Source organism: Rhizobium sp. K33, assembly GCF_056501445.1.
Map to the genome: position 1 here is coordinate 349,290 of NZ_CP096478.1, position 14,599 is coordinate 363,888.

At 62.0% G+C, this 14,599-nt stretch carries 16 protein-coding genes and 1 tRNA gene; 11 read left to right on the forward strand and 6 right to left on the reverse strand.

What is annotated here, in order from left to right:
- Nucleotides 1-9: 9 nt before the first annotated feature.
- Nucleotides 10-393: a MerR family transcriptional regulator gene (locus M1E12_RS01550; protein WP_479563503.1), complete on the reverse strand. Its 384-nt coding sequence runs from the start codon at nt 391-393 to the stop codon at nt 10-12.
- A 73-nt stretch (nt 394-466) separates the two neighbouring features.
- On the opposite strand from M1E12_RS01550, the gene M1E12_RS01555 reads away from it, so the two are divergent.
- Nucleotides 467-1,255, forward strand: coding sequence for a MauE/DoxX family redox-associated membrane protein (locus tag M1E12_RS01555; RefSeq protein ID WP_479563504.1), 789 nt, complete (start codon nt 467-469; stop codon nt 1,253-1,255).
- A gap of 60 nt (nt 1,256-1,315) precedes the next feature.
- Here the strand turns inward: M1E12_RS01555 and M1E12_RS01560 are convergent, their stop codons facing one another.
- Complete coding sequence (locus M1E12_RS01560; RefSeq protein ID WP_479563505.1) at nt 1,316-1,984, reverse strand: transmembrane anchor protein; 669 nt, start codon at nt 1,982-1,984, stop codon at nt 1,316-1,318.
- Nucleotides 1,985-2,002: 18 nt separating this feature from the next.
- Entirely contained in the window at nt 2,003-2,734 is a 732-nt protein-coding gene (locus M1E12_RS01565; RefSeq protein ID WP_479563506.1) for a HupE/UreJ family protein, read from the reverse strand.
- Here M1E12_RS01565 and M1E12_RS01570 point away from each other — a divergent pair.
- From M1E12_RS01570 to M1E12_RS01580, 3 genes are all read left to right on the forward strand, one after another.
- A complete protein-coding gene (locus tag M1E12_RS01570; RefSeq protein WP_479563507.1) occupies nt 2,733-3,128 on the forward strand; it encodes a hypothetical protein in 396 nt (131 codons plus the stop codon). The genes M1E12_RS01565 and M1E12_RS01570 overlap by 2 nt on opposite strands.
- A gap of 113 nt (nt 3,129-3,241) precedes the next feature.
- Nucleotides 3,242-3,517, forward strand: coding sequence for a metal-sensing transcriptional repressor (locus M1E12_RS01575; RefSeq protein WP_479563508.1), 276 nt, complete (start codon nt 3,242-3,244; stop codon nt 3,515-3,517).
- A 12-nt stretch (nt 3,518-3,529) separates the two neighbouring features.
- Nucleotides 3,530-4,849 (forward strand): MFS transporter, encoded by a 1,320-nt coding sequence (locus M1E12_RS01580; protein ID WP_479563509.1) that lies wholly within the window; start codon nt 3,530-3,532, stop codon nt 4,847-4,849.
- A gap of 661 nt (nt 4,850-5,510) precedes the next feature.
- On the opposite strand, the gene M1E12_RS01585 is transcribed toward M1E12_RS01580, so the two are convergent.
- Nucleotides 5,511-5,584: transfer RNA gene (locus M1E12_RS01585), tRNA-Gln, on the reverse strand.
- Nucleotides 5,585-5,880: 296 nt separating this feature from the next.
- On the opposite strand from M1E12_RS01585, the gene M1E12_RS01590 reads away from it, so the two are divergent.
- The 3 genes from M1E12_RS01590 to M1E12_RS01600 are packed head-to-tail and all read left to right on the forward strand — an operon-like array spanning nt 5,881 to nt 8,764.
- Nucleotides 5,881-7,572 carry a Ppx/GppA phosphatase family protein gene (locus M1E12_RS01590; RefSeq protein ID WP_479563510.1) on the forward strand — a complete coding sequence of 564 codons (1,692 nt, stop codon included), beginning with the start codon at nt 5,881-5,883 and terminating at the stop codon, nt 7,570-7,572.
- A 2-nt stretch (nt 7,573-7,574) separates the two neighbouring features.
- Nucleotides 7,575-8,351 carry an RlmE family RNA methyltransferase gene (locus M1E12_RS01595; RefSeq protein WP_136542331.1) on the forward strand — a complete coding sequence of 259 codons (777 nt, stop codon included), beginning with the start codon at nt 7,575-7,577 and terminating at the stop codon, nt 8,349-8,351.
- 29 nt (nt 8,352-8,380) lie between these two features.
- Nucleotides 8,381-8,764: a VOC family protein gene (locus M1E12_RS01600; RefSeq protein ID WP_136542330.1), complete on the forward strand. Its 384-nt coding sequence runs from the start codon at nt 8,381-8,383 to the stop codon at nt 8,762-8,764.
- Here the strand turns inward: M1E12_RS01600 and M1E12_RS01605 are convergent, their stop codons facing one another.
- Nucleotides 8,765-10,171: a DHA2 family efflux MFS transporter permease subunit gene (locus M1E12_RS01605; protein ID WP_479563511.1), complete on the reverse strand. Its 1,407-nt coding sequence runs from the start codon at nt 10,169-10,171 to the stop codon at nt 8,765-8,767.
- 240 nt (nt 10,172-10,411) lie between these two features.
- Between M1E12_RS01605 and M1E12_RS01610 the strand changes: the two genes are divergently transcribed.
- Nucleotides 10,412-11,392 carry an MBL fold metallo-hydrolase gene (locus M1E12_RS01610; protein WP_479563512.1) on the forward strand — a complete coding sequence of 327 codons (981 nt, stop codon included), beginning with the start codon at nt 10,412-10,414 and terminating at the stop codon, nt 11,390-11,392.
- Nucleotides 11,393-11,432: 40 nt separating this feature from the next.
- Here M1E12_RS01610 and M1E12_RS01615 read toward each other — a convergent pair whose 3' ends face one another.
- Nucleotides 11,433-11,744 (reverse strand): ATPase inhibitor subunit zeta, encoded by a 312-nt coding sequence (locus M1E12_RS01615; protein ID WP_479563513.1) that lies wholly within the window; start codon nt 11,742-11,744, stop codon nt 11,433-11,435.
- Between the two features lie 313 nt (nt 11,745-12,057).
- Between M1E12_RS01615 and guaB the strand changes: the two genes are divergently transcribed.
- From guaB to M1E12_RS01630, 3 genes are read left to right on the forward strand one after another with little or no spacing between them, the layout of a single operon-like run.
- Nucleotides 12,058-13,548, forward strand: coding sequence for an IMP dehydrogenase (guaB, locus tag M1E12_RS01620; protein WP_479563514.1), 1,491 nt, complete (start codon nt 12,058-12,060; stop codon nt 13,546-13,548).
- On the forward strand, nt 13,545-14,114 hold the full coding sequence (locus M1E12_RS01625) for a hypothetical protein (RefSeq protein ID WP_479563515.1): 570 nt from the start codon (nt 13,545-13,547) through the stop codon (nt 14,112-14,114). The genes guaB and M1E12_RS01625 overlap by 4 nt, the downstream gene beginning before the upstream one ends.
- A gap of 38 nt (nt 14,115-14,152) precedes the next feature.
- Nucleotides 14,153-14,566 (forward strand): MAPEG family protein, encoded by a 414-nt coding sequence (locus M1E12_RS01630; protein WP_113462089.1) that lies wholly within the window; start codon nt 14,153-14,155, stop codon nt 14,564-14,566.
- Nucleotides 14,567-14,599 lie beyond the last annotated feature (33 nt).

Below are 14,599 nucleotides of genomic sequence, written 5' to 3' on the forward strand. Positions count from 1 at the left end.
CTTTACAAGCTACAGTCCAAACGACTGGAGGATAGGGCAGGGGCCGCTTTTGCCGGATGAGCATTCCGAAACCAGGCGTTCTAGCGCCTCGCGGGTGCGGTTGAGTTCGGTGATCTGCGTCTCCAGCGCGATCAGCCGCGCCTTTGCAGCCTCTCGTGCCCGCTCCCTGTCATCTCCGGCATCGAGTTCGAGCAGTTCTCGTATCTCCTCCAGCGTAAAACCAGCGGTCTGGGCCTGCCGGATGAACTGCAGACGCCTCAGATCCTCAGTTCCATAGCGCCTGCCACCCTCAAGGCGCTTTGGGGTCTTCAGGAGACCCTTGCGCTGGTAGAACCTGACGGTCTCCACGCCGACGCCACCGGCTGATGCAAATTTTCCAATTGTCATGTCCATGGGTATTGACTCCGTACCATGGTACGGAACGTATGGTCTCGCCAACTGTTTCACAAGTCAAAGGAGACATGAAATGTTGGACAGAACCAGCCCCTCGACCTCAGCGAAGAAAGCCGTCCTCTACCGGATGGTCACTGCAGAGCATACATGCCCTTATGGCCTCAAAGCCAAGGATCTGCTCAAGCGGTCTGGATATGAGGTGGATGACCGCCACCTGATAACCCGCGCCCAAACGGATACGTTCAAGGAAGAGCACGGTGTGAAGACGACACCGCAGGTGTTCATCGACGGCGTCCGTGTCGGCGGCTATGACGATCTGCGGCGCTACTTTGGAAAGCCTGTGGCCGATCCGAAGGCGGCCACCTATCGCCCCGTCATCGTGCTGTTTGCGATGACTGCACTGATGGCAATGGGTGTCAGCTACGCTGTCTTTGGCACGCCCTTCACCATCAGGGCCTTGGAGTGGTTCATCGCTTTCTCGATGGTGGTCCTGGCCATGCTCAAGCTTCAGAATGTCGAAACCTTCGCGACGATGTTCCTGAACTATGATCTGCTCGCGAAGCGGTGGGTGCCATACAGCTACATCTACCCCTACGCCGAAGGACTTGCAGGCGTTCTGATGGTGGCAGGCGTTGCGAACTGGCTGTCTGTTCCCGTGGCTCTGTTCATTGGTGGCATTGGCGCAGCTTCGGTTTTCAAGGCCGTCTACATCGACAAGCGTGAGCTGAAATGTGCCTGCGTCGGGGGATCGAGCAACGTACCGCTCGGGTTCATCTCACTCACCGAGAACCTGATGATGATCGCGATGGCGGTGTGGATGGCATTGGCCTACTCCGGGATCATGCCAGGACACCAAATGTGATAACCTAGCCATCAAACGAAACGAGGATGCCGGCGGATCGATCCGCCGGCATATGACATCTCACATCACCCGCTTGATGTCGCTATAGGCGCCGTCGGTCTTGAGCGTCACCGTCACGGGATCGCCGGTCCGGTTTCGCCAGAACCAGCCGTGATTGCCGTCGAAGGCAGCTTCCAGAACGCCAGAATCCTCGGCGACGCCGCGACCTTTCTCGTAGCTGATGCTTTCGCCGCCACCGTCACCATGGGTGTCGAAGTTCACCTTGGAGCCATTGGCCGTCCAGGCATAGTTCGCCTTTGCGCCCTTGAGCATGACGAGCTTGACCTCTGCGCCTTCACCGGGTTGCAGCGTGATCGAAACCTCGTCCTGACGTATTGCATCCTGGGCATAGGCCGCGGAGATGCCGAACTCTCGAATGATCTGCTCCAGAAGGTTTGATCCTTCCTGCGGAGCGGTGGCGGGTGCCGCTTGTGGGGCAATCAGGCTTTCGCCTGCGCTCTGATCCTTCTGGCGGTCAAGTTCCGCCTCTTCGGCAAGCTGCGCCTTGATCTCGCCCATCTCGGTCAGGCCCATGGCGGAGCCGAGGCCCGTCGGATCGATCGCATATTCCGAGGGCATCACCACGGTGACCAGGAGAACGCCTGCGGCGATGACGGAGATGATTGTCGACTTGACGAGCTGTGCCGAGGACGGGAGGTCGTCGGGATTGGGAGCTTGAGAATTGAACATGGTTTATTCCTCTGAGGTTCAGGAAACGAAGTAGCCGGTCATCTGCATGCCAAACAGCAGCCAGCCGGCAGTCATCATCAGGACATTGGCGGTATAGGCATGGCGCAGGAAACCCGAGGTCTTGCGCCAGTAGCTCATGGCAATCAGGATGATGGCGAGCGCGACAAGCTGGCCGATCTCGACGCCGACATTGAAGGCAAGCAGGTTGGGGATCAGCCCGTCCTCGGCAATGTCGTATTCGAGGATCTTGGTCGCGAGACCGAGCCCGTGGAACAGGCCAAAGATGAGAGTCGCCACCTTGGTATTCGGCTGGAAGCCGAGCCAGCGCTGGAAGGCGCCGAGATTGTCGAGCGCCTTGTAGACGACCGAAAGCCCGATGATCGCATCGATGAGGTAGGCGCTGACATTCCAGCCATAGTAGACGCCGAGCAGCATCGTGGTCGAATGGCCGACGGCAAACAGGCTGACATAGAGGGCGATGTGCTTCAGCCTGTAGAGGAAGAAGATCACACCGAAGAGGAAGAGCAGATGGTCATAGCCGGTGACCATGTGCTTTGCGCCCAGATAGATGAAGGGGATGATGTGGACCCCCGAGATCTCCTGGATATAGCCCTTGTCGCCTTCGGCAACGGCATGCGCGGCGGCCTCATGGGCAAAGAGCAGCAAAGAGAGGCTGGCAAGCAGCAGGGTGGCGACGATGTGGCGGGTATAATCCCTTTGCCACACGCCTCCGAGAAGCAGTGTTTTCATGTTTGATGTCCGTGAACGGTTGAACCGGCCGCACAAGCGGCGTGGATCAGACGACGTTCACGAAGCGTGGCGGGCGGTCGATGCCGTAAAGGCGACCGTCATCTCGCGTCGTATCGATCAAGATGAAGGCCGAGTGCCGACCATCGGGTCGCTTGGGCCGGGATGCGGACACGAGACCGGCTTTTTCATGCGTATGGTCAGCATGATGATGGTCCGTATCAGCCGTGTCGACGCTAAAATCCAGATCATCGTCGTGCGAGTGATCGCCATGCTCATGTCCATGGGCGTGGTCAAGCACGGCCTGAGCCGAGCCGTGTTCGATCAGCGGATGACTACCCTGTGGGACGAACGAAAACACCAGCGTGGCGAGGATGGCCAGCGTGGTCATCAATAGAGATCCGAATCGTCGTCCACCCCGAAACTTCATGGCCGACGAGATAGCCCTGATTGATGGCGGAAACAAGAAAGCGGATTGAAATATCCCCTCCGGGGGGATAGGAATTCTTCATGAGCGAGCATCGACACGAAACGCATCCCGATATTATCAAGCGCCTCAAGCGTGCCGAAGGCCATCTGAGGAGTGTCAGCGCCATGATCGAGGCAGGAAAGCCTTGCCTCGACATCGCGCAACAACTGGATGCCGTCGAAAAGGCAGTTCGCAACGCCAAGCGCACGCTGATCCAGGACCATCTCGACCATTGCCTGGAGGAAACGGTGGGCGCGCTGGATCTCTCCCAGCGAAAAACGATCGACGACTTCAAGACCATCACGAAGTACCTCTGAAAGAGGCGACAGATGCTGGATGTTCTGCGCAATCGAACCTACCGGCATCTGTTTCTGGCTCAGGTCATCGCGCTCGTCGGAACGGGCCTTGCCACCGTCGCACTTGGCCTGCTTGCCTTCGATCTCGCAGGCGAGCAGGCCGGAGCGGTGCTGGGTACCGCGCTGGCGATCAAGATGATCGCCTATGTGGCTGTCGCCCCGATCGCCGGAGCTTTCGCTGAAGTGCTGCCGCGTCGGGCGATGCTGGTGACGCTCGATCTCGTCAGGGCCGCAGTCGCCCTCTGTCTGCCCTTCGTTTCGGAGATCTGGCAGGTCTATGTCCTGATCTTCGTTCTTCAATCTGCGTCTGCCGCCTTCACCCCGGCATTCCAGGCGACCATTCCTGATGTCCTGCCGGAAGAAAAGGACTATACCCGGGCGCTTTCTCTCTCCAGGCTCGCCTATGATCTGGAAAGTCTTGTCAGCCCGATGCTGGCGGCTGCCCTGCTGACGGTCATCTCCTTCCACTCGCTCTTTGCCGGAACCGTATTCGGATTTCTGGCCTCGGCGGCACTCGTCGTTTCAGTAGTGTTGCCCGATCATCCCGCAAAAGAGCGCCGGAGCATCTACGAGCGCACGACACGCGGTTTGACGATCTATCTCGCGACACCGCGACTTCGCGGGCTGCTCGCGCTCTGCCTCACAGTGTCTGCCGCAGGCGCCATGGTGATCGTCAATACCGTCGTCTTCGTGCAGGCAAAGTTCGAACTGACTGCCTCCGACACGGCGATTGCGCTCGCGGCATTCGGGTCGGGCTCGATGCTCGCGGCGCTCGTGCTGCCCAGGCTTCTCGACCGAGTTTCAGACAGGTTCGTCATGCTCTACGGCGCTGCACTTCTCAGTGCAGGCCTGATCGCGACTGCATTCATCGAGACCTACAGTCTGCTGCTGGCGCTTTGGTTTCTGCTCGGCATTGGCTACTCCGTCGTTCAGACACCATCCGGCCGTCTGCTGCGGCGGTCAGCTCATCCGGAGGATCGGCCGGCGCTCTTCGCCCCCCATTTCGCCCTGTCTCACGCCTGCTGGCTGATAACCTATCCGCTTGCCGGGTGGCTCGGCGTCGCAATTGGTCTTCCTGGGACCGCCTTGGTCATGGCGGGAATGGGCGCCGCGGGTCTTGTTACAGCATTGTCACTGTGGGAAATGGCGGATGAAGCCGAGGTGGAACACAGTCACGATGACCTTGCAGATGATGACCCGCATCTGCGCGAGGGGCACCATCGCCAAGGTCGTCGGCACAGTCATGCCTTCATGATCGATCGGCTACATCCGGATTGGCCACGTGAGCACTAATGTCTGCTTACGCCAGGCAGCCCTACATTTGCGGACTTTCCGCTTACGGCCCCACTGCAGAAATAGCTTCCGCTATAGAGCTCCACATTACCGGTCAGGCCTTTCGGCTTCCGGAGGCTCGCGTTGCAGGTCTTCACTCTAATGTACTCGTCTCCTCTCTCGATGGCGAGTTTGCCACACTAAAATTGCGCGGCCGCGCATGGAGAGAGTACCGCAGTTCCTTCCGCCGAGGCTGTCGGCAAATTATCCAAGTTGGACCACTTGCTCTGCATTTCGCGAATACGTGACATAGAACCCTTTTATCGCCCGGTGCTCCTGCAGGAGATATCCCAAAGAGAAACCCTCGGTTTTTGATCGGTGGCCGATCATCTGTGCCTTCCTATGATCCGAACAATGAAGGGTCAGTGAAAGTCGGCTGCCGCGTTGGCAGTGAATGAAGGCTGCTGGAATGCGTGGCCGCCAGTAGAAGATGTTTCCACGGCGGATAAGATTTTCGACCCCGTGGCGGACTGCCATGACGAAGACACCCTGTATCAGGCCCGAAGGTCACCCCATGCCGATTTCAGCTTGGGCATCACCTTTGGGCATCAGGTCGCCGATGACGCCAAAACGGGATCCGGCACGACGGAAAAACGTAGGAATCATGGGTTTTTGGGAGAATTGGCTGGGGAACCTGGATTCGAACCAAGATTAACGGAGTCAGAGTCCGCCGTTCTACCATTGAACTATTCCCCAACGAAGGGCGTGGCGCCCCGTCGGTGAGCGGGCTTATAGCCAAAACATCTGCCATTGCAAAGACCGAATTTCAAAAAAATGACAGGGGAGCCAAAAGAGCAGCGGAGCGTGGTGAAGCCCGGTATCGGCTGGAGCATTTCCCGTTTTCGCAGGCGGCGCCGGCTGCGGTTCTGAGCGAAATGAAAAACCGTTTGGCGCACAGGGCAGGCGCTGGTATGCTTCGCCCAACGAAACGAATGTGACACCTGCGGCATGCGTCGGTTCTGGCGCCTTGCGCGGTGCAGTGGATAACTTCAGTGACAGACCCCAACGGCGGCGGACAGCCGAACAGCGAGGGGGCGTCGACAGGCAAGCGCAAGGGCGGTTCCAACCGTCGGCGCGGCAAGGGCAAGAAGGCGGGACCGGTCAGGAACGGTCACGACGCTTCTGCCTCGGCAGGATCGGCGGACGGGCCGGTCGCCGAGCGACGTTCCGAATCAGTCTTCGCGGATGGCCCCATCCGCAAGCGCAAGCGCCGTCGGCGCGGCAAGGGCGGCGGCCAGCCCGCACCTCCCACCCTTAACAGCCAGAACGGCCGGGCGAACCCGTCGACACCGGGCGCAAGCGCGTCTTCGGCTGCGGTGAGCGCTATGCTGGTGCTGTCCGAGCCGGGAGCGGCACCGTCGAATGGCGCAACCCCCGGGTCTCGACAGCAGGCGCGGAACGGCGATGGCGGTCCCGCGACACTGAGTGATCCCGCACCCTCCCGCAGTGGCCGCAAGCGCAAGCGTCATCGCAATCGCCACGCCGCCGTGCAGAAACCGGGGCAGGTGCGCCCCCTGGCCGGGTCGGAGCCGCCGTCCGCTGCGGCGGCAAAGCTGCGCGGCGCAGAGCCGCAGCCGAGCCCCGCCGTGCCGCCGCGGGCCAATCCGCAATCCGTCCCGGTGCAGACGACTGCACGCTGGCGCATGGCCCAGGAGGGCGCGCCCGACGATCTCTATGCGGCCCTCGATCTAGGTACGAACAATTGCCGCCTCTTGATCGCCCAGCCGACGAGGCCGGGTCAGTTCCGCGTCGTCGATGCCTTCTCGCGCATCGTCCGTCTCGGCGAGGGGCTCGCCGCCACCGGTCGCCTGTCGCAGGATGCCATGGACCGCGCCGTCGAAGCGCTGCGCGTCTGCGCCTCCAAACTCTCGGGCAGAGACATCCGGCGCATGCGCCTGATTGCGACCGAGGCCTGCCGTGCCGCCGAAAACGGCGAGCTCTTCCTAGAGCGGGTGACGGCCGAAACCGGGCTGCAGCTCGAGATCATCAATCGGGAAACGGAAGCGCGGCTCGCCGTGTCCGGCTGCTCTTCGCTGGTCGGTCGCGAGGCGCGCTCGGTCGTGCTCTTCGATATCGGTGGTGGGTCCTCGGAGATCGCCGTGATCAAGATCGGCGACAACCGCTCCAGCCGCCTCGCCAATCACATCACCCATTGGACCTCGCTGCCGGTCGGCGTGGTGACGCTGTCCGAGCGCCATGGCGGGCGTGATGTAACCCCTGACATCTTCGAGGCAATGACCCGGGAGGTCGAAGGCATGCTGGCGCGCTTCGATTGCCCGGCTCTGCCGGCCGGTCCGGATGGTTTCCCGGAGGATTTCCACCTGATCGGCACCTCGGGCACGGTGACCACCCTTGCCGGCGTTCATCTCGATCTGCCGCGTTACGATCGCCGCAAAGTTGATGGCCTCTGGCTTTCCGATGCCGAGGTGACGGCGATGCAGGCCAAGCTGTTGTCGTGGGATTATGCCGGCCGTGCCGGCAATCCCTGCATCGGGCCTGACCGCGCCGACCTCGTGCTTGCCGGCTGTGCCATTCTCGAAGCTATCCGCCGCCGCTGGCCGGCCAGCCGCATGCGCGTGGCCGATCGCGGACTGCGCGAGGGATTGTTGACTGATATGATGGCCGATGATGGCGTGTGGCGACGTGGCCGCAGCCGCCGGCCCCACACGATGAGGGAACGCTGACCATGGCAAAGCCACCCATCGGCGGCAACAGGACCGGCCGCAAGCTCGGCCAGAGGGTGAAGAAGGGCAAGCTCAAGGCGTCGTCGCGGCGCTGGATCGAGCGCCACATCAACGACCCTTACGTCCAGCGCGCCAAGCTCGAAGGCTACCGCGCCCGCGCCGCCTTCAAGCTGCTCGAAATCGACGAGAAGCATCAGATCCTGAAGGGCGCCACGCGCATCATCGACCTGGGGGCTGCGCCCGGCAGCTGGTCGCAGATCGCCGCCAAGGTGACGGATTCGACCGACGAGGACATCCGCGTCGCCGCGATCGACTTCCTTGAGATGGCCCCGATCCCGGGCGTGAAGATCCTGCAACTGGACTTCCTCGATCCGGATGCCCCGCGCCAGCTCATCGAAGGCGTCGGCGGCACGCCGAACCTCGTCATCTCCGACATGGCGGCACCCACCACCGGTCACCAGAAAACGGACCATATCCGCACCATGCATCTCTGCGAGGTCGCGGCACACTTTGCCGTCGAAGTTCTGGCCGAGGGCGGGCACTTCCTCGCCAAGACCTTCCAGGGCGGCACGGAAAAGGACCTGCTCACCATGTTGAAGCAGAATTTCCGCCAGGTGCTGCACATCAAGCCGGCCTCTTCGCGTCAGGAATCGGTCGAGATGTTCCTGCTCGCCAAGGGCTTCAAGGGTCGCAAGGGCGCGAGCAGTCTTGATGTCGACGAGCAGGGTTTCCCGCGCGATCCACGCGAGGATATCCCGGCCGAAGAGGACCTGGACTGAAAAACGATTGAGACGGGGGCAGGGCCGGCATGTTCACCTACATCACCATCGGCATCAACGATCTGCCGCGTGCCGTGAGGTTTTACGATCCGGTGCTGGCGACGCTCGGTTTCGAGCGCCGCCAGATGGATGATCAGGAAGCCGGCTATGCGGCCGCAGGCGACAGCCGCTGCCGGTTCTGGATCACCCATCCCTTCGACGGCAAGCCGGCGACGATCGGCAACGGCTCGATGCCGGCCTTCGAAGCCCCGTCGCGCCGCGCGGTTGATGCCTTCCATGCCGCAGCGCTTCAGCACGGCGGCACCGACGAGGGTGCACCGGGACTGCGCCATTTCCACCCGAATTTCTATGCCTGCTATGTCCGCGATCCTGATGGCAACAAGCTGTCGGCGCTCTGTGAGCGGCCGGAATGATCACTTGACCGGAAGCGTCTCCTCCGGCGCCGTGCGTCGGTAGCCTGAGACCGCCGACCCGACATCGCGCGGCAGCCCGAAGAAGGGCAGGATTGCGAAGACCGACAAGCCGGCAACCATGGCGAAGGCGAGATGGAAGTCGCCGAGCGACAGCGTCTCGCCGGTTATCCGCGTGCTGGCCTCCAGGATGGAGGCGGCAACAGCGACACCAAGCGCAAGGCTCACCTGCTGCAGCACGGAGGTGAGAGAGGTCGCCTGGGAGGCGGCCGCGTCCTCGATCTCCGCATAACCCAGCGTGTTCACCCCGGTGAAGAAGAAGGATCGGCAGAAGCCGCCGATCAAAAGCACCGCTATGATCAGCAGGATGGGTGTCGCCGGCGTGAAGAAGGCATTCGCCCCGGTCGTGATCGCCCCGAAGAGACCGGCGAAGATCAGCACATTGCGGAAACCGGCAGCGGCAAAGGCGCGCCGCGCGATGAACTTGGTTGAGATCGCACCGACGGCGGCGATGAAGGTGGTCATGCCAGACTCGAAGGCGGTCATGCCGAAACCGAGCTGCAGCATCAGCGGCAGCAGGAAGGGCGTGGCCCCGGCTGCGATGCGAAACAGCGTGCCGCCGATGATCGAGGCGCGAAAGCTCCTGTTGGCAAAGAGCGTAAGGTTGAGCAGCGGCGCGGGATGCCGCCTTGCATGGAGGATGTAGAGGATCATCGAGATGGCCCCGGCCACGGTCGCTGCCGCGCCCACCCAGACGGGCAGGGCCGGCAGGCTCATGACGGAGAGACCGAAGACGAGGCCGGATGCCGCGACCGCGCTCAGCGCAAAGCCTGTCCAGTCGATCCGACCGGTGTCGATCGGCGCGATCTCGGGCAGGTAGATGCTGGAGAGCCAGAGACCGATGAGGCCGATCGGGATGTTGATCAGGAAGATCCAGTGCCAGCTGAAGAAGGTCGTGATGAAGCCGCCGACCGGCGGCCCGGTGATCGGCCCGAGCAGGGCAGGGATGGTCAGGAGGGCCATCGCCGAGACCAGCTCGCTTTTCTTCGTCGTGCGCAGAAGCACAAGGCGCCCGACCGGCGTCATCATGGCGCCGCCCATGCCCTGCAAAAAGCGCGCGGCGACGAAGGAGAGCAGCGAGCCGGAGATGGCGCAAAGCAGCGAACCCAGCATGAAGACAACGATGGCCGCGCGAAACACCCGCTTCGCCCCGTATCGGTCCGCCATCCAGCCGCTCACCGGAATGAAGATCGCAAGCGCCACCATATAGGAGGTGAGCGCCAGCTTCAGCGTGATCGGTCCGACGCCGAGATCGGTGGCGATCGTCGGCAGCGCCGTGGCGATCACGGTGGAATCCATCTGCTCCATGAAGAGCGCGACGGCAAGGATCAGGGGTGTGATGCGGTTCATGGGTATTCCGGGCGGACCGCAGAGGCGGCTGGGAAGGGTCTCTTAGCGCAAACGCACAGCGGGAGAAACAGCTGGCATCGACGATCGGAAAGGGGAAGCCCGCGACCCCGGTTCCCACCAGTGCCGAGCATCGGCATCACGATGGTGTGAGCCCGCTACTCGCAGTCCATCTCTCCCCTATGTCGAGGTCAGCCCATGCAGGGGTGAGGTGTTTTGATTGAGGAGATTTCGATGGTTTCGATGAAAAGACGTATGCTTCTGGGTAGCGCCGGTGTAGCCCTGGCCGCACCCATGATCATGACCCGGGCTGCTGTCGCGCAGCAGACGGGTGCGGAGACTTCGATGGATATCGACCACGCCATGCCGCCCGAAACCCATCGCTTCAATGTCGGCAGCTTCGAGGTCCTGGTCGTCAAGGATGGCGCGCGCCCCTCCGATAACCCGCAGGAGACCTTCGGCACCAATCAGTCGCCGGAAACCGTCGGCGCGCTGTTGGAAGCGAACTTCCTGCCGGCCGACAAGTTCGTCAACAGCTTCGCGCCGGTCCTCGTCAACACCGGATCCGATGTCATCCTCTTCGATACGGGACTTGGTGAGGGCGGTCGCGCAAATGGCCTCGGTCGCCTGGCCGAAGGCCTCACGGCTGCTGGCTACAAGCGCGAAGACGTCACCACCGTCGTCATCACCCACATGCATGGCGACCATATCGGTGGCTTGATGGAAGGCGGCCAGCCGACCTTCCCGAATGCGCGTTATGTCACCGGACAGGCCGAATATGATTTCTGGGTCGATCCGGCGCGTGTCGGCACGCCGGCCGAAAACGGCCACAAGGGCGTTCTCGCGAACGTGCAGCCGCTGGCCGAGAAGATGACCTTCATCGGCGATGGTGGTGAAGTTGTCTCGGGCGTCACCGGCATGGCGGCCTTCGGCCACTCGCCGGGCCACATGATCTATCGCCTGGAATCGGAAGGCCGTCAGCTTGTACTGACCGCCGACACCGCCAACCATTTTGTACTGTCCCTGCAGCGCCCGGATTGGGAAGTGCGCTTCGACATGGACAAGGCCGCGGCCGCTGCAACGCGCACCAAGGTCTTCGACATGCTCGCGACCGACAAACTCGCTTTCCTCGGCTATCACATGCCGTTCCCGGCCGTCGGTTTCGTCGAGAAGATCGACCAGGGCTATCGCTTCGTGCCCAAGGCCTACCAGTTCGAGATCTGATGATCAGCGGGGCCGCGCTTGATGTGCGGCCCCCTTTTTCTCACTGGCCTGCGTAGATTTCTTCCGTGGCCTGTTCGACGAAGTGATGCATGCGGCTGTCGATATCAGCCTCGCTCACTTCGACACCTGCCTTCGAAAAGTCCTGGCGCAGCTGTTCGAGCAGGCGATGCGGCTCGACGACCTGCTTCACAGCCACGCTGCGCGCATAGGCCTCGACGTCGTCGAGACCCATCGTATAGGCGGCCCAGCGGCCGATCATCTTGCTGCCGCGCACCTGTGCCTTGAACTGGATTTCTGCCTGGCGGGCAAACTGGTTTTCGAGTGCCTGCGCACGCTTCTTCAATGCGGTCATGATGGATCCCCCAGATCACTGTGACTTCTTGTTCTTCTTGTGTGCCCCCAGCCCCTGAGAGCGTGTCTCTTATAGATGAGAAGGAACTGATAGGCGGTATAAGTGCTACCTAAAATTCGAATGAATCTGCATTTTTCTGTGGGGTGACACAACGGCACGGCGAAGCCCCGTGCCATGGATCGTTTTGCTATTCCCTTCCTGTCATGAACGTGTTACCAGCCCTCGCCAACTTCCAAGCATTTCTTGCAGAAGCGACCGAACGGGATGTCTCGTTTCCGGGCGGATTCTGCCTATTCAAACGAAGGAATTGGCAATGGCACGCATCGTAATGTCGGCAACTGGCGCAGAAGCGCTCACCTTTGACGACGTCCTCCTGCAGCCGGGGCACTCCGAAGTGATGCCGGGGCAGACCAACATCGCAACCCGCATTGCCCGCGATATCGATCTTTCGCTGCCGATCCTTTCCTCCGCCATGGATACCGTCACCGAAAGCCGGCTTGCCATCGCCATGGCCCAGGCGGGCGGCATGGGCGTCGTTCACCGCAACCTGACCCCGATCGAGCAGGCCGAAGAGGTCCGGCAGGTGAAGAAATTCGAAAGCGGCATGGTCGTCAATCCGGTGACCATCGGCCCGGACGCAACGCTTGCCGAAGCCAAGGCCCTGATGGGTGCGCACGGCATCTCGGGCATCCCGGTCGTTGAAGGCACAAGCCGTCCTGGCCGTCTTGTCGGCATCCTGACGAACCGCGACGTGCGCTTCGCCTCGGATCCGAACCAGAAGATCTACGAGCTGATGACCCGCGAAAACCTCGTGACGGTCAAGGACGGTGTCGACCAGCAGGAAGCCAAGCGCCTCCTGCATGCGCATCGCATCGAGAAGCTTCTGGTCATCGACAATGAAGGCCGCTGCGTCGGCCTGATCACCGTCAAGGATATCGAGAAGTCGCAGCTCAACCCGCATGCCGCCAAGGATGCCCAGGGTCGCCTGCGCGTCGCCGCCGCCATCTCGACCGGGGACGACGGTGTCGAGCGCGCCGAGCGCCTGATCGACGCCGGCTGCGACGTGATCGTCGTCGACACGGCTCATGGCCACAGCCAGAAGGTTCTGGATGCCGTCGCCCATGTGAAGAAGATGTCGAACGCCATCCGCATCATCGCCGGCAACGTGGCGACCGGCGAAGGCACCAAGGCGCTGATCGACGCCGGCGCGGACTGCGTCAAGGTCGGCATCGGCCCTGGTTCTATCTGCACCACCCGCGTTGTCGCTGGCGTGGGCGTGCCGCAGCTCGCAGCCGTCATGGCCGCCGTCGAGGAAGCCAACAAGCACGATATCCCTGTGATCGCCGATGGTGGCCTGAAGTTCTCGGGCGACGTTGCGAAGGCGATTGCCGCAGGTGCATCCGCCGTCATGGTCGGCTCGCTGCTCGCCGGCACGGATGAAAGCCCGGGCGAGGTCTATCTCTACCAGGGTCGCTCCTTCAAGGCCTATCGCGGCATGGGCTCTGTCGGCGCCATGGCTCGCGGCTCGGCCGACCGTTATTTCCAGGCAGAAGTGCGCGATACGCTGAAGCTCGTGCCTGAGGGGATCGAAGGCCAGGTGCCGTACAAGGGTCCGGTCTCGGCCGTCCTGCACCAGCTCGCCGGCGGTTTGAAGGCTGCCATGGGTTATGTCGGCGGCAAGGACATCAAGGACTTCCAGGAGAAGGCGACCTTCGTCCGCATCTCCGGCGCCGGCCTGCGCGAAAGCCATCCGCATGGCGTGACGATCACCCGCGAAAGCCCGAACTACCCGGGCGCGGCATGACCCTGGGGCGTTTGCCCGGTCCACGTCAGGCGCCGCTGCTCTGGGCAAGCGGCGCCTTGTCCGCCGCCTTGCTCGGCTGGATGAACCTGAGCTTCGCCTTGCCCTTCGCCGGCTTGACCGGCGGACGGGCACTTCCCGATCTCGATATCGAGAGCACGGGGCAGGGGCTGCTTGCCCTGAGATCGCTTCTGGAAACGAGGCCGGAAGCAGCCGACCTTCTCCGCGCCATGCATCTCGGACCGGACCTCCTTCTGCCCGCAATCCTCGGCCTCTTCCTCGTCCTGTTGATGCGAAGGGTCGCGATCGGCGCTGGCCTTTATGGCCGTCCGGCGGAGCGCCTCCTGCCGTTTCTGCTGGCGCTGCCGATCGGCTATATCCTTGTCGACTACCTCGAGAACTTGGCGAGCCTCATGCTTTTTCCGCCAGCCTCGCCGGCACCGGGAACGGCGACCCTTCTTGCCGAAGCGCTGTCCTGGCTCACGCGTCTGAAGTTTGCCGCGCTCGTCATTTCAGGCATCCTCATTCTGCGGCTGGCCTTTGGCCCCAGGCCGTCAACCGATGCCTGATCCTTCTGCTCAACCGATTTTTAAGGACGTGATTCCCAATGACCGGTTTCGAGATGTTCTGGCCACTGGTGGCCCATGCCTTCCTCGTGTTTTGTCTCTACGCTCTGCTGGTTGTCCGGCGCGCCGCCGTCGTGCGCTCCGGCAAGGTCGAGCGCATCGCCTTCCGTGAGAACCTCGCCGAGCCCGAGGAGAGCCGCGTGGTCAACCGGGCAATCGCTAACCAGTTCGAGCTGCCTGTCCTCTTCTATGCTCTCTCGGTGCTGCTTTACATCACCGAGGCCGACAACATCGTGGCCGTGGTGCTCGCCTGGATCTTCGTCGCGGCACGCTATGTTCAGGCCGCCATGCAACTGACCGGCAATCTGCCGCTGCGCCGCCTCTTCTTCATGATCGGGTTCGTGACGCTCTTCCTGATGTGGCTGTGGCTGGTCGTCTGGATGGCCACCAGCTGAAGCCTTCACGGCAACGTGTCTGGGCGCGGCGTA

Bases quoted from the DNA above. Each gene is read 5' to 3' on its own strand.
- M1E12_RS01550 (WP_479563503.1), bottom strand. From the start codon at position 393: ATGGACATGACAATTGGAAAATTTGCATCAGCCGGTGGCGTCGGCGTG.
- M1E12_RS01555 (WP_479563504.1), top strand. From the start codon at position 467: ATGTTGGACAGAACCAGCCCCTCGACCTCAGCGAAGAAAGCCGTCCTC.
- M1E12_RS01560 (WP_479563505.1), bottom strand. From the start codon at position 1,984: ATGTTCAATTCTCAAGCTCCCAATCCCGACGACCTCCCGTCCTCGGCA.
- M1E12_RS01570 (WP_479563507.1), top strand. From the start codon at position 2,733: ATGTTTGATGTCCGTGAACGGTTGAACCGGCCGCACAAGCGGCGTGGA.
- M1E12_RS01565 (WP_479563506.1), bottom strand. From the start codon at position 2,734: ATGAAAACACTGCTTCTCGGAGGCGTGTGGCAAAGGGATTATACCCGC.
- M1E12_RS01575 (WP_479563508.1), top strand. From the start codon at position 3,242: ATGAGCGAGCATCGACACGAAACGCATCCCGATATTATCAAGCGCCTC.
- M1E12_RS01580 (WP_479563509.1), top strand. From the start codon at position 3,530: ATGCTGGATGTTCTGCGCAATCGAACCTACCGGCATCTGTTTCTGGCT.
- M1E12_RS01595 (WP_136542331.1), top strand. From the start codon at position 7,575: ATGGCAAAGCCACCCATCGGCGGCAACAGGACCGGCCGCAAGCTCGGC.
- M1E12_RS01600 (WP_136542330.1), top strand. From the start codon at position 8,381: ATGTTCACCTACATCACCATCGGCATCAACGATCTGCCGCGTGCCGTG.
- M1E12_RS01605 (WP_479563511.1), bottom strand. From the start codon at position 10,171: ATGAACCGCATCACACCCCTGATCCTTGCCGTCGCGCTCTTCATGGAG.
- M1E12_RS01610 (WP_479563512.1), top strand. From the start codon at position 10,412: ATGAAAAGACGTATGCTTCTGGGTAGCGCCGGTGTAGCCCTGGCCGCA.
- M1E12_RS01615 (WP_479563513.1), bottom strand. From the start codon at position 11,744: ATGACCGCATTGAAGAAGCGTGCGCAGGCACTCGAAAACCAGTTTGCC.
- guaB (WP_479563514.1), top strand. From the start codon at position 12,058: ATGGCACGCATCGTAATGTCGGCAACTGGCGCAGAAGCGCTCACCTTT.
- M1E12_RS01625 (WP_479563515.1), top strand. From the start codon at position 13,545: ATGACCCTGGGGCGTTTGCCCGGTCCACGTCAGGCGCCGCTGCTCTGG.
- M1E12_RS01630 (WP_113462089.1), top strand. From the start codon at position 14,153: ATGACCGGTTTCGAGATGTTCTGGCCACTGGTGGCCCATGCCTTCCTC.